Origin of the sequence: Vibrio clamense (assembly GCF_050337905.1) — a bacterium.
Taxonomy (GTDB): Bacteria; Pseudomonadota; Gammaproteobacteria; order Enterobacterales; family Vibrionaceae; genus Vibrio; species Vibrio cortegadensis.
This window is the reverse complement of sequence record NZ_JAKJTJ010000020.1, coordinates 348,930-370,034: the sequence shown is the minus strand read 5'-3', so window position 1 is coordinate 370,034 and position 21,105 is coordinate 348,930. Positions and strand designations below refer to the sequence as shown.

The window sequence follows — 21,105 nt, the reverse complement described above, 5'->3', positions numbered from 1 at the left end:
TTGCTTAAGGTGATGAGCTTAGGGTTTATTAGCCTATAAGTCTCAAAGCATGTTATAAAGGGGAGCGATATCGCTCCCCTTTTTCATGCGGGTTTAACAGGAGTATCTATTTGTGAAATGGTTTCAAACCGCTAGTCTATGCATAATGCTGGTATTGACTGGATGTTCATCCACAACAAAGCAGTCAAGTCAGTGGATCTATCCACCGATGGCAGTGCCTCTTCAATCGACAATTAAGCAAGAAGTACAAATTGCTCGTTTGACTCAATTGTTGCAGCGTTCTGATCTTAAAGATGAAGTTCGCGCCAAGATGTTTTATGAACGGGGGAATTACTACGATAGCGTTGGGTTGCGAGATCTTGCTCGTTTAGACTTTAATCAATCTCTAGCATTAGAGCCTGCTCAGCCTGACATCTTCAACCTATTGGGAGTGTACTTTACTCAAGTTGGTGAGTTTGATGCCGCATATGAAGCTTTTGATTCAACGTTAGAGCTTGATCCCTCTAACTCTTATGCTGAAAGAAACCGAGCGATTGCACTCTATTATGGTGATCGTATTGATTTAGCATTTGAAGATATGACCAAGCATTATCAGGATGATCCCAGCGATCCATTTCGCGCCTTGTGGTTGTATATAATTCAATACGAACTTGACCCTATTGAAGCGCAACAAGCGCTATTAACACGCTATGAATCGAAAGATGAAAGCTGGGGCTGGGTGTTAGTGGCATTGACTCTGGATAAAATTACGGAAGAGCAAGCATTCAAAGCCGTGCTAACAAGTAGCCGTGACAACACACTGCTGGCGCAACGACTCACCGAAGTCTATTTTTATTTGGGTAAGCGTTATCAGCTGGTCGGTGACTATGCTAATGCCGTCTCTCTCTATAAGTTAGCCCTGTCATTTAATGTGTTTGAGTATGTAGAACATCGTTACTCATTTTTAGAGCTTGGACGGATTTTTGAAGAGGTGAAAGCTCAGCGTTTAGCCGAAACCAACGCTAAAAAAATGAGTGAAAGTTCAGAGAAAAGCGAAGTAGTAACGCAATAGCCGCATAATAATTGAAAGAAAACCGTCCACGTGGCGGTTTTTTTTGCTTTTAAAACACTCAAATAGTAAACTAGTTAGCCTTGCTAACTAAAATGAGCGATACATGAGTTTAAATCACCACCTAGAAGAGCTAGAGCGATTTTCAGCGAAAATTTGGAGAGTGCACAGTAAGGAAGATCCGATTGCTCAGCTCAGTTTCAATGAGTATGACTACCTCAAAGTCATTCAAGCTGCCCCTGAACTGATTCGCTTGACCGATTTAGCAGCCGAGATGCAAGTCACGAAACCATCGGCAACGAATATGGTGAAACGATTAGAGCGTAAAGGGCTAGTGGAGCGGAAACCATGCCCCGAAGATGCCCGTTCTAAACGGGTTGGCCTAACGCCTTTAGCTACTGACAACCTTTCGTTGGAAAGTAAAGTCTATGAATTAATGTCGGATCGTTTGATGAAGGGTCTGACGGAAATTGAAGCTCAGCAGTTAAATGAGCTTCTGAAAAAAGCGTTGAAATAAGATTGAATTTACCCATTTAGTTAGCCTTGATAACTAAATTCATGGATTAACTAAATTTATAGATGACTAAGTTTACAGATAACTAAATGCACAAATAGCTAATGAAAAAGAGATTATGACAGATTCTATTTATCGCCAGTTTTGGCGCTATACCATTCCTACCGTTGCTGCGATGCTCGTCAATGGGTTGTACCAAGTTGTTGATGGTATTTTTATTGGTCGCTACATGGGCGCTGAAGGGCTTGCTGGTATTAATGTCGCTTGGCCTGTTATTGGGTGCATTCTTGGTCTCGGAATGATGATTGGGGTCGGGACTGGTGCGTTATCATCGATCAAACAAGGTGAGCAAAACAGCGAAAGCGCAAAACAAGTACTGGCGACTGGCTTGATTTTATTGGCAGGTTTAGCACCAGTGGTATCCATCTTACTGTGGTACTTTTCAGATGCTTTCCTATTAGTGCAAGGAGCGGAAGGGCGCGTATTAGAGCTTGGTTTGCAGTATTTACATGTTTTGATTTTTGCGAGTGTCTTCTCGTTAGGTTCTATTGCACTGCCATTTTTATTGCGTAATGACGATAGCCCTAACCTTGCTACGGTATTGATGATCATTGGTGCTGTCATCAATATCGCTCTTGATTACGTTTTTATTGTGTGGCTCAAATGGGAGTTAACGGGAGCGGCGTTGGCGACAGGCATTGCTCAAATGATCGTAACAGTATTAGGAGTAGGATACTTTTTCTCTTCTCGAGCAAAACTGCGGCTCACTAGGCGCTGTTTAGTGTTACGTTTGAACTATGTGCCTCAACTGTTTGCTATCGGTGTTTCAAGCTTTTTTATGTACGCATACGGCTCTATGATGGTGGCGTTACATAATGCACTATTTACTCAGTACGGTAATACGTTGATCATTGGATCATATGCGATTTTGGGATATATCGTAACGGTTTACTACTTAACAGTAGAGGGGATTGCTAATGGGATGCAACCGCTGGTTAGCTATAATCACGGTGCTAAAAATAACCATAATATTAAGCAGTTACTTAACGTTGCGATGATAACGTCTATTGTGGGCGGAGTGCTGTTTATTATTCTATTAAATATCTTCCCTTATGAAGCGATATCGGTTTTTAACTCACAAGATTCGGAGTTGATTGACAATGCCGTGCTAGGGATCCGCTTACATTTATTCGCTCTATTCTTAGATGGTTTTCTTGTGGTTGCAGGTGCTTATTACCAAGCGATAAACCGTGGTGGGAAAGCAATGTTTGTGACTGTAGGTAACATGCTAATTCAACTGCCATTTTTGTATTTATTGCCAAAAATGATTGGACTGACGGGGGTGTGGATTGCTTACCCTCTATCCAATATAGCATTGAGTATTGTGGTTATTATCATGATGGTTAAAGATATTAAAAGGCTATCTAGTCAACAAGATATAGAGTCCAACCACCAAGTACTGGCGAATTGATGCAATAATGTATGCGGCTGGTTGATTGCTGGATATAAAAAGAGCGACATTCTAGTCGCTCTTTTTATCGTTTTTAGTCTATCTGTTTGACTTCTAAACCCGCAAGTTGATGCCAGTAACCATTACACTGATGGCTCTGAATTATCTTGGGTTGCGTACCAGATTCATTCGCTCTGAAGCGATCGACTTCTGAGAACGTATCAAGACCGAGAGGGCTCAGGCGAACCACATCGACTAATCCTTGCATGCTAGGTAAATCATTAATCAAGTTATAACAGTAACCAGATTGAGTTTGAATGCCATTCAAGTTAAATACTGATTGTCCTTCTTGGCTATCAACTTGAAGCCCTGTTGGGTATTTGATGCAGCATGTCTCGCAATCATCTTTGGCTTTGTTCTCGGCTCTAGCGGTAAAGCAGCGAGCAGAATAAGCCAGAGGTAGGTAGCCATGGCTAAAGACTTCGACTTCAAACTTATTACGAATGTTCAAAGACTCACACTGAGTCATTACATTGCTTAACCATTCACGAGATAGTTCAACAGGCATGCACCAACGAGTCATCCCCTGTTTAAGGAAAAGGTTCAGTGTTTGAGCGTTGTAAGCATTAACCGCAGGGCCAACAACGAAAGGCACTTTGTGTTCGTAGGCAAGCTGAATAGCAGAAACATCGTTGGCCTCTATCGCAAAGTCACCATTATCGATGTATTTCTTTAAAATGCTGACTTCGCTCGGCGCTTCAAGAAGTGCCATGGTAGACAGAACAACTTGCTTGCCAGATGCCGACAGCTCTTTTGCAATCTCAAACCAGTTTTTTAGCTTCATTTCACGGCGTTTTGAGCACACCGATTCTCCTAAATAGATGATATCGGCTGAACTGGATTGTGCCTGCGCGTAAAAATCTTCTACATTCTGTTTTGGCCAAAAATAAAGTAATGGACCAAGGGCGTATTTCATCGTGTTATCCATTGTTTATTCTCTACTGCCATTTACGGTGGTAAGCACCAAGAGTGGTCTGGGTGCCTTCAGAAACGTTCGCTAATGTTGCATTCCACGCTTGCTCAACTTGGTAACCTTCTGGGTCTGCAAGGTAGCGATCAATCGCTGCGCGCCAAGTTCGTGTGACTTGTTCAACATAAGCGGGACTACGTTGGCGTCCTTCAATTTTCACTGAAGCCACATTTGCGGCAAATAGCTCTGGAAGCATTGAGAGGGTGTTCAAACTGGTTGGTTCTTCAAGAGCGTGATAACGTTTTCTTTCACCGTCAATATCCGCTTCAAAACGGCCTTTGCACAATGTTGGGTAACCTGCGTTTTCACCGGCTGAATACTTATCTATTAAGATCTCATTAAGGCGAGACTCAAGACCGCCATCGGTTTCTTGCCAGCGAACATATTTAGCGGGAGAACAGGCTCCAACGGTGTTTGGAGATTCGCCTGTCATGTATGAAGAGAGGTAACAACGGCCTTCAGACATAATGCACAAACTACCGAATGCAAATACTTCTAACTCGACATCACTGGTGATATTTCGAGATAACTGTTTGACTTGATGAATCGATAGCACGCGAGGTAATACAACGCGCTTTACATTGAAATTTTGATGGTAAAAATCGACAGCAGCAACGTTGGTGGCTGATGCTTGTACGGATAGATGCAGTTCTAAATCAGGGTATTTATTTGCTGCATAATCGAGTACGGCTATATCAGCAACGATCAGTGCATCGACACCTAAGTCTGCGGCGTTATCGACGGCGTTGGTCCAACGTTCAAAACCATTTGGATGGGCAAACGTATTAAGCGCCACATGGATTTTTTTATTGTGATCGTGAACATATTGCACGGCGCGATCGAGCTTCTTGCCCGTAAAATTTAAACCAGCAAAATGACGAGCATTGGTGTCATCTTTAAAACCAATGTATACGGCATCAGCACCGCAATCGATGGCTGTTTTTAAAGCAGGAAGGTTACCTGCCGGACATAGGAGTTCCATTTGCTCACTACCAGATATCTAAATAAGAGTACCCGCATTTTATGAAGAAATATGAATGGCAAATTTGATGTGAGGCAGGTTTACGTGAATAAAGTCGTATTTACCCCATAAGGATTACTTACAGGGTTAATTTTTGTGTCGGCGATTTTGGGCAAACAGCTCTTCGACTTCTTGTTTCGGTTGAGGTCGATGAAAGTGGAAGCCTTGAATTGAGTTGCAATTAAGATTTGAGAGTAGCGTTGCTTGCTGATGAGTTTCAACACCTTCTGCTACCACGGTTAAATTGAGTGACTTACCCAAATTAATGATATTTTCAATTACCGTGATCTGCTTGGGTAGCGTATCAATATCAGTGATGAAAGCACGATCAATTTTGAGCTCATCAAGAGGGAATCTAGCCAAATAGGAGAGTGATGAGTAGCCAGTACCAAAGTCATCAATTGATAAGGCGAAGCCCAGTTTTTTGATCGCATTTAGCATTTGAAGAGTGTGGTCGCTATCACTCATTACGGCGCTTTCTGTTAGCTCAAATGTAATGCAACTTGGATCTAACTCTGTGGTTCTGAGTAACTTCTCCATGTAATCGATCAATTTCGGATTACCAAATTGCTCTGGAGATAGGTTAATCGCCACTCTGCCAGGTAGAATACCTTGAAGCTTCCAGCGTTTTACTGTGGTAAATACATCGCGCATCACAACTCGGCCAAGGTGCTCAATTAAACCTGCTCGTTCTGCTACAGGGATAAAGGCGGCCGGGCTGATGTAGCCTTCAACAGGGTGTTTCCAGCGAACTAGAGCTTCAGCGCCATTGATGCTGAAATCGCGTGCATTCACTTTAGGTTGGTACCAAACTTCTAATCCGTTTTGTTGCAGTGCTTTTTGCAGTTCAATCTCTAGCCAAAGCCTCATTCGAGCTTCTTTGTTCATCTGGTCATTAAACTTAATGAGTCGATTACGGCCGCGATCTTTTGCCTCATACATTGCGGTATCGGCATTTTGCAATAAGATCCGAGCATCGTTGCCATCTTGTGGAGAGGCAACGCTGCCAATAGAACAGGCTAAACGCTTGCTGAAGTGGTGCAGATCGAAGGGCTGATTAATAATGGATATAATGCGTTCAGAAAGTGATTCAGCCATACGATTATTTTCAGGTTCAGGCAGAATAATCCCAAACTCATCACCACCTAAATGCCCCAGAACCGCTTGTTTAGGCAGTAATCGTTTTAACCTTGAAGAGACCTCTTTGATGACTTTATCACCAATGTGGTGACCTAGAGAGTCATTGATGTTTTTAAAGTTATCAATATCAAGATACAGCATCACAAGTGGTGTTTTGGTGTGGATGAACTGCTCTAAACGCTTGGTAAAGCCAAAACGGTTATAAAGATTGGTCAGTGAATCGATATGAGCATCTTCATTGACGGTGCTAGACAGTGGTTTTGGTGCGTCTTCGGCATCTTGAATTAATACGATTTGTGAAGCGCTACCTAAAATGAGAGTCGAGTCTGCATTGAGTTGGAGTTTTCTCTCAAACCCGCAACGAGATCCTGTTAAGCAGACAAACGGTTTCTCTGAAAGCAGTGAGCCTAATTTCGTATTAAAGACGGTTTTTGTATTAAAATCGATAAATAGGCGCCCGAGCTCTTCACCTAATAACTCGTTCGCTGAATTGAAACCGAGCAATCGTGCTGCGGCTGGGTTTGCGGACAAAATGCAGTCATCTTCAACTAACAAAAGCCCATCGGGGAGTAGCTGAGTTAACTTAGAAAATTTATTTTCGGACTCTTCGAGGGAGCGAATGAGGATCTGTTTTTCAGACGTATCAGTAGCATGAAAGATTACATGGTCGATTTTCTTGTCATTATGAACGGGAGACAATGAAAAATGCAGACTGGTCTCTAAATCCGTCTCATTGAGAGTAATTTCGGCTTCAATGACTTCTCCAGCAAACGCTCTTTCATAGTAAGGCTGTAAGTGCTGGTAAAACTGCTCTCCGAGGATCTGTGAATCACTCATACCAACCAGTTCGGTTTGGCTAAGTCCTGAAATATCGCAATAGCGATCATTGACCATGCAGTAGTTGTGCTGATCATCCAATATGGCAAAAAAGAACGGACTGTTTGACGTTAGTTTTGCGAACCAATGTTGTAACTGCTGGGATGACATCAATTTACTACCGATTCTCCACTGGGCTTATTTTTTACACAATGAGTGAAATATTCGTAATACACTAACTATAACTGTGATTCTATCGATGTGAAACATGTCAACGCGATGTTTCTTGACTCATAACAGGAATCCATTCAATCTCATCCATTATGATGAGATATTCTTCTTACAAAGTAACGGATAAATAGCGTGATTAACAAGATTCGCACCCAACTAGTTCAAAACGCAGCATCAATTTTGCGATCTCCAGTCCACTTATTGCCTCAAACTGTACAAAAAAAAGCCTTGCTAGAAGGGTTGAAAACGGTTTTTCACGAAGCGCTTGAAGACGGTGATTTTGAGTTCCTTGAAGATAAATGGTTAAAAGTATCAATTAAGGATATGAACCTTAGTTGGCATATCAGTTACCAAGATGAAAAACTTGTAGTATCAGAGACTTCAGAGCAAGAAGATGTCAGTTTTAGTGGCAACTTGAATGATCTTATTCTAATTGTAGGACGAAAAGAGGATCCCGATACGCTCTTTTTCCAACGTCGATTAAGCATTGAAGGGGATACAGAATTAGGCCTAGAAGTTAAGAATTTAATGGATAGCGTGGATCTGGAGTTGTTACCTAAACCGCTGCAATTATTTGTAAATCAATTAGCTGATTTTGTGCATAAGGGCGTACAATCACCGTCTACACAAAATGAGGTTATAAATGCTTATTCGAACTGAAGCTCCAGCAGATATATTAACGATTGATCGTTTAGTTAAATCTGCATTTGAGACTGAAGCTGAAGCCAACTTGGTGATGAAGCTTCGTGAAAATAGCCGTTTGACGTTATCTTTAGTGGCGTGTTCTGATGATGGAGAGATTATCGGCCATGTCATGTTCAGCCCGGTCCAGGTTGATGGTGAAGATCACAACTGGCAAGGGCTTGCTCCTTTGTGTGTTAAAAGTGAATATCAAAATCAAGGAATTGCTACCTCTTTGATTAAGGAAGCATTTGTATCTCTAGTTGATTTTGGTTATCCAGGGTGCGTTGTTTTGGGAGACCCAGCTTTTTATCAAAAATTTGGTTTTAAAAATGCCGATATATTCAACTTTAACTGCATTTGGGATGTGCCTGAGGGGGCGTTTCAGGCCATTGAACTCGTGGATGGTTGTTTTCAAAATCATTCAGGTTTAATTGAATATAGCCCTGAATTTTCTGAGTTGTAGGGCTCAACGCCGTCGTTCAGTTAGATTAAGAAATAAAGGAGCGATATCGTTCCTTTGTTTTTTATGCCATCAGCGTTATGCTTGTTGAGAACGCCTTATCCTGATTATCATGTTGTGCTTCTTATAAGTACTTAACGTCTCTGAATTGATAGATATTTTTAGCCATGGGCCTGATTAAATCGCTATGTATCAACTGATTACGCAATCCCAATTATTTATGCAATCACAGCAACTTATGCAACCCCAACCTATGCAATGTCAACAACTTTCTCAATATCAACAACTTACGGAATCTAAACAACAAAGCCAATTTCGACAAGCTTGCTACTTACAAGAAATGGGCATAAGCCAGTGGGTTTTGGCTGACCCTAAAATGTTTGAAGGCTATCAGCCTGTAGATTTAGAACTTCCTGACTCATGCAAGTTATTACTTATCTCACCGATGCCACCAAGTGGAGAGATCGTGACGATGTTTGAGCGCGTTTTAAAAAGTATTCATTTACGGCTTGATCAGGCGTTGTTCATTCAACCGTCACAACTATCTCAACTAGGTGAAAATCAACTTGAATGGGTATGGTTTGCTGGCTGCGAGACTTCTGACGAAGTTCAGGTTAAAAAAGTACTTAACTCACCTTTGTTATCTGAAATAGATGGCAATGTTCAACACCGACGAGATTTATGGCAGCAGATCTGTTCTTATGACTAATCAATTAATCAAACTTCGACCTGAACATCTCAATGATGTTTGGAATATCGAACAAAGTGCACATTCTCACCCTTGGGCGCAATCTAATATTAATGATCTCGACAGTCGAGGTGGAAATCATCATGGTTTGTGGGTGAATGAAGAGTTGGTGGGGTACTTTTACTCGCAAAATATTGTGGGTGAAGTGACATTACTGAATATCGCGATAGCACCTGATAAGCAGGGTAAAGGTTACGGGCGTATCTTGATGGAGGCATTCATTAAGGCGTGTGAAGAATCTAACGCTGAAAGCATCTGGCTTGAAGTTCGAGAAAGTAACCTCAAAGCGTTTCAGTTATACGAGTCGCTCGGTTTTAATGAGGTCGATAGGCGCTATAACTACTACCCAAGCGCTAATGGAAAAGAAGACGCGATTATCATGAGTTATTTATTCTTCTCTTTTTAGCGAGCTCTAGGCTCTTCATTGAGAAAACCGCTAATACTAAACATCGTCTTAGTTCGACGATAACTTAATTGAATGGGTTTGCTGCTTATTATGTCGAGTAATAAGCAGCAAGTCTTCAAGATATCGTTAACTTGTTTTAACTAAAGCGGCTTGGTTAACCGCGGTTTCAATATTATAAGGGCTGTTTTTTAGCTTGATGGCGATCTCTTTTGCTGGCAGTGGTTTATCAAATAAGTAACCTTGGAACTGTGTACAGCCCAGATCTTTAAGCGAATTGAGCTCAAGGACTTCTTCAACACCTTCAGCAATGACTTCTAGATTCAACCGTCTTGCGGTCATAATGATGGTATCAACAAGGGCTTGATCGCTTTCATCTAAATGCAGTTGAGTCACAAAAGATCGATCTATTTTTAAAACATCGACCGCTAAGTGTTTAAGATAGCGCAATGAAGAGTAACCAGTCCCAAAGTCATCTATCGATATTTGTATATCTCGCTCTTTCAATTCGGCCATTTTCTTGATGGCGCCTTCAATGTTCTCTAGCAGCAAACTCTCTGTTATCTCTAATTCGATATGTTGACCACTAATCCCTGCTTGCGCTAGAGCATCGAAGATATGATCGACAAATGATTCTTGTGAGAATTGGAGCGGACTGATGTTGATGGCTAGGCGCTTAAATGTTGGAGGAAGAACCCCTTCTTTTTTCCATGCGGCATATTGGTAACAAGCCTGCTCAATGATCCAGTCGCCAATTTGTAAAATTTGCCCTGTCTCTTCGGCAATCGGCATGAATATCCCGGGAGGGAGTACCCCTTTTTCTGGGTGATTCCAACGAATGAGTGCTTCTACGCCAATGATCTGCTGATGTTGATTGACTTGCGGTTGGTAGTAAAGCTCCAGTTGATGCTTGTTTAGCGCCTCATGTAGCCCTTTCTCAATCTCCAAAAAGGATTCTACCTGCGCCTGCATCTCTGGCTCATAGAACATGTAATTGTTTCTACCCGCGACTTTCGCTCGGTATAGCGCAGTGTCGGCTTGCCTTAACACATCAATACTGGTGCTATCGACGGAAGGGAAAACCGATATTCCGATACTCACGGTACAATAGAGTTGATGATCGTCGATTGAGTACGGGTTGGAGATCAGAGAAAGTAACTGTTTGGCGACATTGGTTGCTTCTTTTGAAGTGAGGTCAGGGACTAAGATGGCAAATTCATCACCACCAATTCTCGCCGCAACGTAGCCGGGCTTTAGCCAAGCATCAATACGAAGTGCAATGGCTTTGATTAAATGATCCCCAATCGTATGACCTAATGAGTCATTGATGGTTTTGAAGCGGTCTAAATCAAGATAAAACAGTACGCCGCTGGTACGCGTTTTTGCGGAATCGGTAATGGTTGAGCTTAGAGTTTGAAGTAACAAGCTACGATTCGCTAATCCTGTTAATGAATCATAGTATGCGAGTTGATTGAGCTTGCCTTCTGCTTTTTCTCTGTCTTGCCATAAATCATGGAATGACGTCGCGAGGCGGCTCAGCTCATCATTTCTGTCTTTTGTTGGCAGCGGTTGAGCCTTGTTTTTATCCTGCAGAGATTGAACCCATTCAATGAGCGTTACGATAGGTTTCGACAATTTATAGTAGAAAAAAATCAGTAGGATAATGGTTAGAAGTACGTTTCGGATCAAATCGAAAAGTAAGATTCGTGAGGATTTTGCGATGAAGTCTTGTGCGATGCTCGTGCCATTAATTGAGAAACTAAGTGAGCCGACGATAACCTCAGAGTTTGGCTGATGTAATGCCGTTATGTAATGGGTTGAGGTCGGGGTTAAATAATCAGACAAGAGTTCCGAAAGGCTACCCTGGCTGACGACTTGTTTATCTTTGATTGTGAGAATATCGCCAAAATCGTCAATAATTTTTACATTAAAAATGGCAGGATCCATCATAAGGCTGGATGCTACTTGTTCTGCTAAGAGATGATTTAAGTGGTAGGCGGCTTGGCTTGCGTTAGAGTAGTTCTGGAGCAATTTGAATTGGTAGTGCTCTTCGATGCGTTGTTGCTCTTGGTGCAAATCGACTAAAATGTAATAGAAACTAAAAAACAGCCCCAAAACGACTGAGACTAAAAAGACGGTTTTTGCTTGTTTAAATGCCAGAGAATGTACTTTTTTTGCTTTCAAGGTATACCCAACTCAATCTCATCACTTATTAAGTTATAGCTCAATTTCATCTATATTTTTATAGGTTATTTGTTTTCTTGAAGATTTTGTTATCTAGGGCATGATACCACGTGGTTTACCGCTTTTTATTGTGAATGCAGACAAATTTGCCCCGAACGCAAATATAGGGGAAAATACGCGCAAAATTGATTCATATCGCTAATCCAGAGTGCAATCTGCCCTGATGGATACATGTTAGCCCAAAGAAGATTACATTAATGTCAAATACTCCGTTTATCGGTGAAGTGTCTAAACGTAGAACCTTCGCTATTATCTCGCACCCGGATGCGGGTAAAACCACTATTACTGAAAAAGTACTCTTATTCGGAAACGCTATTCAAAAAGCGGGTACGGTAAAAGGTCGTGGCTCTAACCAACACGCTAAATCCGACTGGATGGAGATGGAAAAAGAGCGTGGTATTTCGGTTACTACCTCTGTGATGCAGTTTCCTTACAACGACTGCCTCGTTAACCTACTTGATACTCCTGGACACGAAGATTTCTCGGAAGATACTTACCGTACATTGACTGCCGTTGATTCGTGCTTGATGGTTATTGATGCCGCTAAAGGTGTCGAAGATCGTACGCGTAAATTAATGGAAGTTACTCGCCTACGTGATACGCCTATCGTGACGTTCATGAACAAATTGGACCGCGATGTTCGTGATCCAATGGAAGTGTTAGATGAAGTCGAAAGCGAATTAGGCATGGCCTGTGCACCTATCTCATGGCCTATCGGTTGTGGTAAAGAGTTTAAAGGTGTGTATCACATTCATCGCGATGAGACGATCTTATATGAATCAGGCCACGGTCATGAGATCCAAGACGTTCGTATCATTAAAGGTCTAGATAACCCTGAGCTTGATATTGCTGTCGGTGAAGATCTTGCTGCAAGTGTACGTGATGAACTAGAACTTGTTATTGGTGCATGTCCTGAGTTTGATCACGAGCTTTTCCTTGCTGGTGAGTTAACGCCTGTTTACTTCGGTACTGCATTAGGTAACTTTGGTGTTGACCATATGTTGGATGGCCTAACTAAATGGGCACCTGCCCCACAAACTCGCAAAGCAAATGAGCGTGATGTTGTGGCAACCGAGGAGAAATTCTCTGGTTTTGTATTTAAAATTCAAGCGAACATGGATCCAAAACACCGTGACCGTATTGCTTTCATGCGTATCGTATCGGGAACTTACAACCAAGGTATGAAGATGAACCATGTTCGTACCGGTAAAAATGTCAGTATTTCAGATGCGGTAACCTTCATGGCGGGCGATCGTACTCGTGCTGAAACGGCGTATGCGGGCGATATTATTGGCTTACATAACCATGGCACGATTCAAATTGGTGATACTTTCACGCAAGGCGAAAATTTGAAGTTTGCAGGTATTCCGAATTTCGCCCCTGAATTGTTCCGTCGTATTCGCTTAAGAGATCCTCTAAAGCAGAAACAGCTATTGAAAGGTTTAGTTCAACTTTCGGAAGAGGGCGCGGTACAGGTATTCCGTCCACTGCAAAATAACGATCTTATTGTGGGCGCGGTTGGTGTTCTTCAGTTTGATGTTGTTGTGGCTCGTTTGAAAGCGGAATATAACGTTGAAGCTATCTACGAAGGTGTCAACGTTGCAACAGCGCGTTGGATTGAGTGTAGTGATGCTAAGATGCTTGAAGAGTTTAAGCGTAAGAACCAAAGTAATTTAGCATTGGATGGTGGCGATAACCTATCTTATGTTGCTCCAACGATGGTGAACCTTAACCTTGCGTCAGAACGTTTCCCTGACGTTCAGTTTAGAGCGACTCGTGAACACTAATCTGATTTGATCGATAGTTAGCGATAATTATTGGTTCGAACATGTAAAACGCCTATTGTTAAATCAATAGGCGTTTTTTATGCGTTCAATCTAATCTTTTGTACTTTGGCATTTATTTCTATTCATACGCTCTGATTACCGAGTTCTTATGACTGAGCCTTTATAGCTGAGCCTGTATAACTGAGCCTGTATAACTGAGTGCCAAATAACCATGCTACACGGAGGAGTAATATGATCAAATGGCTACGAGGGTGGGTGGCTCGTTATGATCTTTGGTGTCAATCTATGGGATTAACTCCAGAGCAAAGGCGCAGTTGTGTTCCATATAAAGAAGAGCCAAAACGTGAAAATAATGAAGAATCAATGAAAAGAGAGTCAACGAATGAATGATTCGATTCGGCTATTTGACACTCACTGTCACTTTGATTTTGAACCCTTCCGACAGCATTTTAGTGATGAACTTGAAGCGGCTAAAAACCAAGGCGTAGAGAAAATTCTCATTCCGTCGATTGGAATGAAGAATTGGGCAGAGATTCAGCGCTTATCTATACAACATGATGAGATCAGCTATGCCTTAGGTTTTCATCCTTACTTTTTGAATGACTATTTAATAGAAGATATAGATGAGTTAGAGAGAGAGTTACAGGTGTCACCGATAAAATGCGTGGCGATAGGAGAGTGCGGTTTAGATTTCGCCATTGATATTGATCATCAACAGCAAGAAGCGTTCTTTATCCGTCRAATTCAGCTGGCGAACTTAATGAAATTACCACTTATTCTCCATTGTCGAAAAGCTCACAATAGAATGATTCAGCTACTGAAGACCCATAGACCAGGGAAAGGAGGGGTACTGCACGGCTTTTCTGGAAGCTATCAGCAAGCGATGGATTTTGTCGCGTTAGGATTCTATATCGGGGTTGGCGGTGTCATCACATACCCACGAGCGAATAAAACTAGGCAAGCGATTGCATGCTTACCGTTAACCTCACTGGTACTAGAAACGGATGCTCCAGATATGCCAATAAATGGGAGCCAAGGCCGTGCAAACCACCCTAAAAACGTGATTAACATTTTTGATGAGTTGGTTTTGATTAGAAAAGAGACAGAGCAAACGGTTGCCTCTCAAGTGTGGGAAAATAGCCATTCTCTCTTTGCTATGTGTGAATAAAATCGAAACAAAATGTTCCCTTGATGAGAAAGTTATCACTTATTGGTGATCTTTGTCACATATGCGGGTGAATGACTTATGAATCTTATAAGAAAGTGTGAGGTCGGCATTACTTTATTTCTGAGGGCGTGAGTATAATTGCCCCCGCTTTTTAGTTCCATTTTGTTACACGCCAATACACAACTTATAAGGAAGTCATAAACTATGAGCCTGTTTATGAGCCTAGTCGGCATGGTAGTTTTAATTGCAATTGCAGTCCTACTATCAGATAACCGCAAAGCTATCAATATCAGAACAGTGGGTGGCGCTTTTGCTATCCAATTTATCATCGGTGCATTCGTTCTTTATGTACCTTGGGGTCGCGATCTTCTAGCAGGTTTCTCTGCTGGTGTTGCAAACGTGATCGATTACGGTAAAGACGGTACAGGTTTCCTATTTGGTAGCCTAGTTAACTTCTCAGTTGACGGTATCGGATTCATCTTCGCGTTCCAAGTTCTACCAACGCTGATTTTCTTCTCTGCACTTATCTCTGTACTTTACTACATTGGTGCGATGCAAATAGTAATCAAAGTTCTTGGTGGCGGTCTGCAAAAAGCATTAGGTACGTCTCGTGCGGAATCTATGTCTGCTGCGGCTAACATCTTCGTTGGTCAAACTGAGGCACCTCTTGTTGTGCGTCCGTTTGTTCCAAAAATGACACAGTCTGAACTATTCGCAGTAATGTGTGGTGGTCTAGCTTCTGTTGCTGGTGGTGTACTTGCTGGTTACGCTTCAATGGGTGTTCCACTAGAGTACCTTGTAGCGGCATCATTCATGGCTGCACCTGGTGGTCTACTGTTTGCTAAAATCATCAAGCCTGAAACTGACACTCCAGATGAGAACCTAGGTACTGACATCGACGGTGGCGACGACAAGCCTGCTAACGTTATCGATGCAGCTGCTGGCGGTGCTTCTGTTGGTCTTCAACTTGCTCTTAACGTTGGTGCAATGCTACTAGCATTCATCGGTCTAATCGCGCTAATCAACGGTATGTTGGGCGGCATCGGTGGTTGGATTGGTATGCCTGAGCTAACTCTAGAACTTATTCTAGGTTGGATCTTCGCACCTCTAGCATTCGTTATCGGTGTTCCATGGGAAGAAGCGACAATCGCTGGTACTTTCATTGGACAGAAAACGGTAGTTAACGAATTCGTTGCATACCTAAACTTTGTTCCTTACGTTGGCGATAACGCTCAACTAGTAGCAGAGACTGGTAAAGTAATGTCTGAGAAAACTCAAGCAATTATCTCGTTCGCTCTATGTGGTTTCGCAAACCTTTCTTCTATTGCGATTCTACTAGGTGGTCTAGGTGGTATTGCTCCTAACCGTCGTCACGACATCGCTAAGATGGGTGTGAAAGCGGTAGCAGCAGGTACTCTATCTAACCTAATGGCTGCAACAATTGCTGGTTTCTTCATTACACTTATGGCTTTTTAAGTCCATATAGTTTAGTTAATCAATAACTATATAGACGCCATTTAAATAGAGCCCCGTAGCAAGAAATTGCTGCGGGGCTTTTTTTTTGTAAAAACGGAAGAAGAGAGCCACACCTATTTGACAGAATTAGGAAGCGTTTGTTTTCTACAGATTTGGTTAAATAGGGGGCTTTTCTAAAGTATTTTGAGATACAAACCGTTTGCGTTCTAAGGAGCACTACATTTTTTTATAGAAATCTATAATGTATAAACCATAGAGATAGGATTCTCTTGTTGGCTTAAGCGCTTTAATTAGCCTAGGAATATAGCTAAACTTATACATGTTAGACACAACATGACTGAATTGTTGTGCCATAGACCAAACTGGTACTGTGCGGTGACAAGGATAGCAATTGATAATACGGGGTGTGTTATCAAGTCTTCAGGGAACCAAGTCCGTTCATTTGTGACTACTGAGCAAAATTATTATTCCTATCTATACTAGGTAGGGGCAAGGTAGTTGACTATTTGAATATATTGATCGGAGATAGAAATGAGCGATTTAAAAGCAGCAGCTCTACGTGCACTAAAACTTATGGACCTAACTACGTTGAATGACGACGACACTGATGCAAAAGTGATTTCGTTATGTCATGACGCGAAAACTGCAGTGGGTAACACCGCAGCAATCTGTATCTACCCTCGTTTTATTCCTATTGCTAAGAAAACGCTACGCGAGCAAGGTACACCAGAAGTACGTATTGCAACGGTAACAAACTTCCCACACGGTAACGATGATATCGCTATCGCGGTTGCGGAAACAAAAGCTGCTGTTGCTTACGGTGCAGACGAAGTTGACGTAGTATTCCCATACCGTGCCCTAATGGCTGGTAACGAAGAAGTCGGCTTTGAGCTTGTTAAGCAATGTAAAGAAGCATGTGGTGATATCACGCTTAAAGTGATCATCGAAACAGGTGAACTAAAAGAAGAAGCATTAATCAAGAAAGCATCTAAAATCTGTATCGAAGCAGGTGCTAACTTCATTAAAACTTCAACAGGTAAAGTGCCTGAAAATGCAACACCAGAATACGCACGCATGATGCTAGAAGTTATTCGTGACATGGGCGTAGCAAAAACAGTTGGTTTCAAACCTGCTGGTGGTGTTCGTACTGCTGAAGATGCTGCGCTATACCTAGGTATGGCTGATGAGCTTCTTGGTGGTGAGTGGGCTGATAACATGCACTACCGTTTTGGTGCTTCAAGCCTACTAACAAACCTACTGAATACATTAGAAGTGACGGACGAAACTGCAGATCCTGCAGCTTACTAATCCTTAATTCTAACTAAGATGGAGTGAGTGATGAATCATTGTCACTCCATCTTGTCTCTTATCCTACAAACCCAAAACTCTAGCAAAGAGTCGGGGAGGCACTAATGTATTTACCACAAGAAATCATCCGTAAAAAACGCGACAACGAAGTTCTTACTACTGAAGAAATCAACTTCTTCATTCAAGGTGTTGCAAAGAATACTGTATCTGAAGGCCAAATCGCTGCATTCGCAATGGCGATCTTTTTCAATGAAATGACGATGCCAGAACGTATCGCACTTACCTGTGCAATGCGTGATTCAGGCATGGTTATCGATTGGTCTCACATGAATTTTGGTGGTCCAATTGTCGATAAACACTCTACTGGTGGTGTTGGTGACGTAACTTCTCTAATGCTTGGCCCTATGGTGGCAGCATGTGGTGGTTTTGTACCAATGATCTCTGGCCGAGGCCTTGGTCACACTGGTGGTACTCTTGATAAACTAGAATCAATTCCTGGTTACAATATCACACCAACTAACGACGTATTTGGACAAGTAACCAAAGACGCGGGTGTGGCTATTATTGGTCAAACTGGTGATCTAGCCCCTGCTGATAAACGTGTTTACGCGACTCGTGATATTACTGCGACGGTTGATAACATTTCACTTATCACAGCTTCAATTCTTTCTAAGAAATTGGCTGCAGGCCTTGATTCGCTAGTAATGGATGTAAAAGTAGGTTCAGGCGCATTCATGCCAACTTATGAAGCATCTGAAGATCTCGCTCGTTCTATTGTTGCTGTTGCAAATGGTGCAGGCACCAAAACAACGGCGATTCTAACGGATATGAACCAAGTATTAGCATCTTCTGCAGGTAATGCTGTTGAAGTTCGTGAAGCGGTTCAATTCTTGACTGGCGAATACCGTAACTCTCGTCTTCTGAACATCACTTTAGCATCATGTGCTGAAATGTTAGTGCTGGGCAATCTTGCGAAAGATTCAGATGAAGCTCGCGCTAAATTGATGGAAGTTCTGGATAACGGAAAAGCGGCAGAGTGCTTTGGTAAAATGGTTGCAGGCCTTGGTGGCCCAGCAGACTTCGTAGAAAACTACGATAACTACCTAGAGAAAGCAGAAATTATTAAACCAGTGTACGCACTTGAAAGTGGCATTGTTTCAGCAATGGATACGCGTGCAATTGGTATGGCTGTTGTAGGAATGGGCGGCGGTCGTCGCGTGGCTACAGACAGCATCGATTATGCAGTAGGCTTTGATGGGTTCATTCGTTTAGGCGAAACAGCAAGCAGTGATAAGCCACTAGCAATTATTCATGCCCGCACAGAAGAGCAATGGCAAGAAGCGGCGAAAGCGCTGCAAAGTGCTATTGTTGTGGGTGGCACTTACGAAGCAACTCCAGATGTGTACCGTCAGATTCGTTCTGAAGACGTATAACATTTGGTGGAGAGAGCAATGAAAAGAGCATTTATTTTAGTATTAGATTCATTCGGTATTGGCGAAGCACCAGATGCAGAAAAATTTGGTGATGTAGGTTCTGATACTCTTGGTCATATCGCAGCTCACTGCGCACAAGGCAAAGCTGATAATGCAGATCGTAAAGGTCCATTAACGCTACCTAACCTATCTAAACTAGGTTTAGCGATGGCACATAAAGAAGCAACGGGCGAATTTGCTCCGGGTCTTGATGCGAATGCTGAGATCATTGGTGCTTACGGCCATGCTGCTGAACTTTCTTCTGGTAAAGATACGCCTTCAGGTCACTGGGAAATCGCAGGTGTTCCAGTACTGTTTGATTGGGGCTACTTTACAGATAAAGAAAACAGCTTCCCGAAAGAGCTGACAGATCGCATTCTTAAACGTGCAAACCTGCCTGGCTTCCTAGGTAATTGCCACTCATCGGGTACAGAAATCCTAGATAACCTAGGTGAAGAACACATGAAGACTGGCTTACCTATCTTCTACACTTCAGCAGACTCTGTTTTCCAGATCGCTTGTCATGAAGAGACATTCGGCCTGCAAAACCTATTAGACCTTTGTCAGATTGCTCGTGAAGAACTAGCAGACTACAACATCGGTCGTGTTATCGCTCGTCCGTTTATTGGTGCTGGTAAAGGTCAATTCGAACGTACGGGTAACCGTCGTGATCTTTCTGTTGAGCCACCTGCAGCAACGGTTTTACAAAAACTCGTTGATGAGAAAGGTGGACAAGTACACTCAATTGGTAAGATATCTGATATCTACGCAGGTTGCGGTATTTCTAAGAAAACGAAAGCGACAGGTATCCCTGCTCTATTCGAAGCAACGAAAGAAGCGATTACAGCAGCAGAAGACAACACAATCGTATTCACTAACTTTGTTGATTTCGATTCAGCTTATGGTCACCGTCGTGATGTTGCGGGTTATGCTGCAGCTCTAGAGTATTTCGATAACCGTTTACCTGAAATCTTAGAGATGATGGGTGAAGATGATATCGTGATTCTAACAGCAGACCACGGTTGTGATCCTACTTGGCCTGGTACTGACCATACTCGTGAGTTTATTCCAGTATTAGCTTACGGACCAAAACTACCAGCAGGTTCATTAGGTCACCGTAGTACTTTCGCTGATATCGGCCAAAGCCTAGCAGAGTACTTTGGTACTTCTGATATGGATTACGGAAAAAGCTTTCTATAAGCAATAATGAAATAGGGGCGCAATAGCGTCCCTTTTTATATACGAATAGGCATATTTGGTGCTTATTCGTATATTCAATTGAAACTTGAAACAGAGGATAACGTTAATGGCTACTCCACATATTAATGCTGAAATGGGCGACTTTGCTGATGTTGTATTGATGCCTGGTGACCCTATCCGTGCTAAATACATTGCAGATACATTCCTAGATGATGTTGTTCAAGTATGTGATGTTCGTAACATGTTTGGCTACACTGGCACATACAAAGGCCGTAAGATTTCTGTAATGGGGCACGGAATGGGTATCCCATCTTGCTCTATCTACGCCACTGAATTGATCAAAGATTTTGGTGTGAAGAAAATTATTCGTGTGGGTAGCTGTGGCGCGGTTAGCGAAGACATTAAAGTTCGTGATGTTGTGATTGGCATGGGTGCATGTACAGACTCTAAAGTGAACCGTATTCGCTTTAAAGGCCATGATTTCGCTGCAATTGCGGATTATAAAATGGTTCGTAATGCTGAAGATGCAGCTAAAGCTCGTGGTATCGATGTGAAAGTTGGCAACCTATTCTCTGCTGAACTTTTTTATACTCCAGATCCAGAAATGTTTGATGTGATGGACAAATACGGAATCGTAGGCGTAGAGATGGAAGCGGCTGGTATCTACGGCGTTGCTGCTGAATATGGCGCAAAAGCTCTGACTATCTGTACGGTTTCAGATCATATTAAAACAGGCGAACAGACGACTTCAGACGAACGTGCAACAACGTTTAATGACATGATGGAAGTTGCATTAGATTCAGTATTGCTAGGCGATAAAGATTAATCTAACGTTCTATTATGAATAAAAAACCTCGCACCAACGTAAGTGCGAGGTTTTTTATTTGCGGCGTAAAAGCGGAGTA

19 protein-coding genes are annotated in these 21,105 nt (G+C 42.3%); 15 read left to right on the top strand and 4 right to left on the bottom strand.

Going from position 1 to position 21,105, the window contains the following annotated elements:
* The first annotated feature begins 112 nt into the window (after positions 1–112).
* The 3 genes from nlpI (at position 113) to L4C39_RS06785 (ending at position 3,033) form a co-directional block, all read left to right on the top strand.
* Positions 113–1,051, top strand: a complete 939-nt coding sequence (gene nlpI, locus L4C39_RS06795; RefSeq protein ID WP_113799180.1) for a lipoprotein NlpI — start codon at positions 113–115, stop codon at positions 1,049–1,051.
* A gap of 103 nt (positions 1,052–1,154) precedes the next feature.
* A complete protein-coding gene (locus L4C39_RS06790) occupies positions 1,155–1,565 on the top strand; it encodes a MarR family winged helix-turn-helix transcriptional regulator (RefSeq protein ID WP_017054098.1) in 411 nt (136 codons plus the stop codon).
* Positions 1,566–1,680: 115 nt separating this feature from the next.
* Positions 1,681–3,033 carry an MATE family efflux transporter gene (locus tag L4C39_RS06785; RefSeq protein WP_147239181.1) on the top strand — a complete coding sequence of 451 codons (1,353 nt, stop codon included), beginning with the start codon at positions 1,681–1,683 and terminating at the stop codon, positions 3,031–3,033.
* 73 nt (positions 3,034–3,106) lie between these two features.
* Here the strand turns inward: L4C39_RS06785 and L4C39_RS06780 are convergent, their stop codons facing one another.
* The 3 genes from L4C39_RS06780 to L4C39_RS06770 all read right to left on the bottom strand — a co-directional run bounded on the left by L4C39_RS06780 (position 3,107) and on the right by L4C39_RS06770 (position 7,190).
* The gene (locus L4C39_RS06780; protein ID WP_029203528.1) at positions 3,107–3,988 is read right to left on the bottom strand and encodes a U32 family peptidase; all 882 of its coding nucleotides are present in this window, start codon (positions 3,986–3,988) and stop codon (positions 3,107–3,109) included.
* A gap of 22 nt (positions 3,989–4,010) precedes the next feature.
* Positions 4,011–5,024, bottom strand: a complete 1,014-nt coding sequence (gene ubiU, locus L4C39_RS06775) for a ubiquinone anaerobic biosynthesis protein UbiU (protein ID WP_113799176.1) — start codon at positions 5,022–5,024, stop codon at positions 4,011–4,013.
* Positions 5,025–5,150: 126 nt separating this feature from the next.
* Entirely contained in the window at positions 5,151–7,190 is a 2,040-nt protein-coding gene (locus L4C39_RS06770) for a sensor domain-containing protein (RefSeq protein WP_429745107.1), read from the bottom strand.
* Between the two features lie 192 nt (positions 7,191–7,382).
* On the opposite strand from L4C39_RS06770, the gene ubiT reads away from it, so the two are divergent.
* The 4 genes from ubiT (at position 7,383) to rimI (ending at position 9,548) form a co-directional block, all read left to right on the top strand.
* Positions 7,383–7,910: a ubiquinone anaerobic biosynthesis accessory factor UbiT gene (ubiT, locus tag L4C39_RS06765; protein ID WP_017054093.1), complete on the top strand. Its 528-nt coding sequence runs from the start codon at positions 7,383–7,385 to the stop codon at positions 7,908–7,910.
* A complete protein-coding gene (locus L4C39_RS06760) occupies positions 7,894–8,397 on the top strand; it encodes a GNAT family N-acetyltransferase (protein WP_113799174.1) in 504 nt (167 codons plus the stop codon). The genes ubiT and L4C39_RS06760 overlap by 17 nt, the downstream gene beginning before the upstream one ends.
* Before the next feature lie 337 nt (positions 8,398–8,734).
* On the top strand, positions 8,735–9,103 hold the full coding sequence (locus L4C39_RS06755) for a DNA polymerase III subunit psi (protein WP_261889462.1): 369 nt from the start codon (positions 8,735–8,737) through the stop codon (positions 9,101–9,103).
* A complete protein-coding gene (gene rimI / locus L4C39_RS06750) occupies positions 9,096–9,548 on the top strand; it encodes a ribosomal protein S18-alanine N-acetyltransferase (RefSeq protein WP_017054090.1) in 453 nt (150 codons plus the stop codon). The genes L4C39_RS06755 and rimI overlap by 8 nt, the downstream gene beginning before the upstream one ends.
* Positions 9,549–9,674: 126 nt before the next feature.
* Here the strand turns inward: rimI and L4C39_RS06745 are convergent, their stop codons facing one another.
* Entirely contained in the window at positions 9,675–11,729 is a 2,055-nt protein-coding gene (locus L4C39_RS06745; RefSeq protein WP_261888890.1) for a putative bifunctional diguanylate cyclase/phosphodiesterase, read from the bottom strand.
* A gap of 257 nt (positions 11,730–11,986) precedes the next feature.
* On the opposite strand from L4C39_RS06745, the gene prfC reads away from it, so the two are divergent.
* From prfC to deoD, 8 genes are all read left to right on the top strand, one after another.
* Positions 11,987–13,576 (top strand): peptide chain release factor 3, encoded by a 1,590-nt coding sequence (gene prfC / locus L4C39_RS06740; RefSeq protein WP_113799173.1) that lies wholly within the window; start codon positions 11,987–11,989, stop codon positions 13,574–13,576.
* Between the two features lie 231 nt (positions 13,577–13,807).
* Positions 13,808–13,966, top strand: coding sequence for a DUF5363 family protein (locus tag L4C39_RS06735; RefSeq protein ID WP_171755943.1), 159 nt, complete (start codon positions 13,808–13,810; stop codon positions 13,964–13,966).
* A complete protein-coding gene (locus L4C39_RS06730; RefSeq protein ID WP_429745103.1) occupies positions 13,959–14,744 on the top strand; it encodes a TatD family hydrolase in 786 nt (261 codons plus the stop codon). The genes L4C39_RS06735 and L4C39_RS06730 overlap by 8 nt, the downstream gene beginning before the upstream one ends.
* Positions 14,745–14,948: 204 nt before the next feature.
* Complete coding sequence (locus L4C39_RS06725) at positions 14,949–16,220, top strand: NupC/NupG family nucleoside CNT transporter (RefSeq protein WP_113799168.1); 1,272 nt, start codon at positions 14,949–14,951, stop codon at positions 16,218–16,220.
* Between the two features lie 531 nt (positions 16,221–16,751).
* Positions 16,752–17,528, top strand: a complete 777-nt coding sequence (deoC, locus tag L4C39_RS06720) for a deoxyribose-phosphate aldolase (RefSeq protein WP_017054084.1) — start codon at positions 16,752–16,754, stop codon at positions 17,526–17,528.
* Between the two features lie 104 nt (positions 17,529–17,632).
* On the top strand, positions 17,633–18,961 hold the full coding sequence (gene deoA / locus L4C39_RS06715) for a thymidine phosphorylase (protein WP_113799166.1): 1,329 nt from the start codon (positions 17,633–17,635) through the stop codon (positions 18,959–18,961).
* An 18-nt stretch (positions 18,962–18,979) separates the two neighbouring features.
* Positions 18,980–20,200, top strand: a complete 1,221-nt coding sequence (locus L4C39_RS06710) for a phosphopentomutase (RefSeq protein ID WP_113799164.1) — start codon at positions 18,980–18,982, stop codon at positions 20,198–20,200.
* A gap of 106 nt (positions 20,201–20,306) precedes the next feature.
* A complete protein-coding gene (deoD, locus tag L4C39_RS06705) occupies positions 20,307–21,026 on the top strand; it encodes a purine-nucleoside phosphorylase (RefSeq protein WP_017054081.1) in 720 nt (239 codons plus the stop codon).
* The last annotated feature ends 79 nt before the right edge of the window (positions 21,027–21,105 follow it).

Bases quoted from the DNA above. Each gene is read 5' to 3' on its own strand.
- L4C39_RS06780 (WP_029203528.1), bottom strand. From the start codon at position 3,988: ATGAAATACGCCCTTGGTCCATTACTTTATTTTTGGCCAAAACAGAAT.
- L4C39_RS06755 (WP_261889462.1), top strand. From the start codon at position 8,735: ATGGGCATAAGCCAGTGGGTTTTGGCTGACCCTAAAATGTTTGAAGGC.
- deoD (WP_017054081.1), top strand. From the start codon at position 20,307: ATGGCTACTCCACATATTAATGCTGAAATGGGCGACTTTGCTGATGTT.
- rimI (WP_017054090.1), top strand. From the start codon at position 9,096: ATGACTAATCAATTAATCAAACTTCGACCTGAACATCTCAATGATGTT.
- prfC (WP_113799173.1), top strand. From the start codon at position 11,987: ATGTCAAATACTCCGTTTATCGGTGAAGTGTCTAAACGTAGAACCTTC.
- deoA (WP_113799166.1), top strand. From the start codon at position 17,633: ATGTATTTACCACAAGAAATCATCCGTAAAAAACGCGACAACGAAGTT.
- L4C39_RS06735 (WP_171755943.1), top strand. From the start codon at position 13,808: ATGATCAAATGGCTACGAGGGTGGGTGGCTCGTTATGATCTTTGGTGT.
- L4C39_RS06760 (WP_113799174.1), top strand. From the start codon at position 7,894: ATGCTTATTCGAACTGAAGCTCCAGCAGATATATTAACGATTGATCGT.
- L4C39_RS06770 (WP_429745107.1), bottom strand. From the start codon at position 7,190: ATGTCATCCCAGCAGTTACAACATTGGTTCGCAAAACTAACGTCAAAC.
- L4C39_RS06710 (WP_113799164.1), top strand. From the start codon at position 18,980: ATGAAAAGAGCATTTATTTTAGTATTAGATTCATTCGGTATTGGCGAA.
- L4C39_RS06785 (WP_147239181.1), top strand. From the start codon at position 1,681: ATGACAGATTCTATTTATCGCCAGTTTTGGCGCTATACCATTCCTACC.
- L4C39_RS06790 (WP_017054098.1), top strand. From the start codon at position 1,155: ATGAGTTTAAATCACCACCTAGAAGAGCTAGAGCGATTTTCAGCGAAA.
- ubiU (WP_113799176.1), bottom strand. From the start codon at position 5,024: ATGGAACTCCTATGTCCGGCAGGTAACCTTCCTGCTTTAAAAACAGCC.
- L4C39_RS06725 (WP_113799168.1), top strand. From the start codon at position 14,949: ATGAGCCTGTTTATGAGCCTAGTCGGCATGGTAGTTTTAATTGCAATT.
- deoC (WP_017054084.1), top strand. From the start codon at position 16,752: ATGAGCGATTTAAAAGCAGCAGCTCTACGTGCACTAAAACTTATGGAC.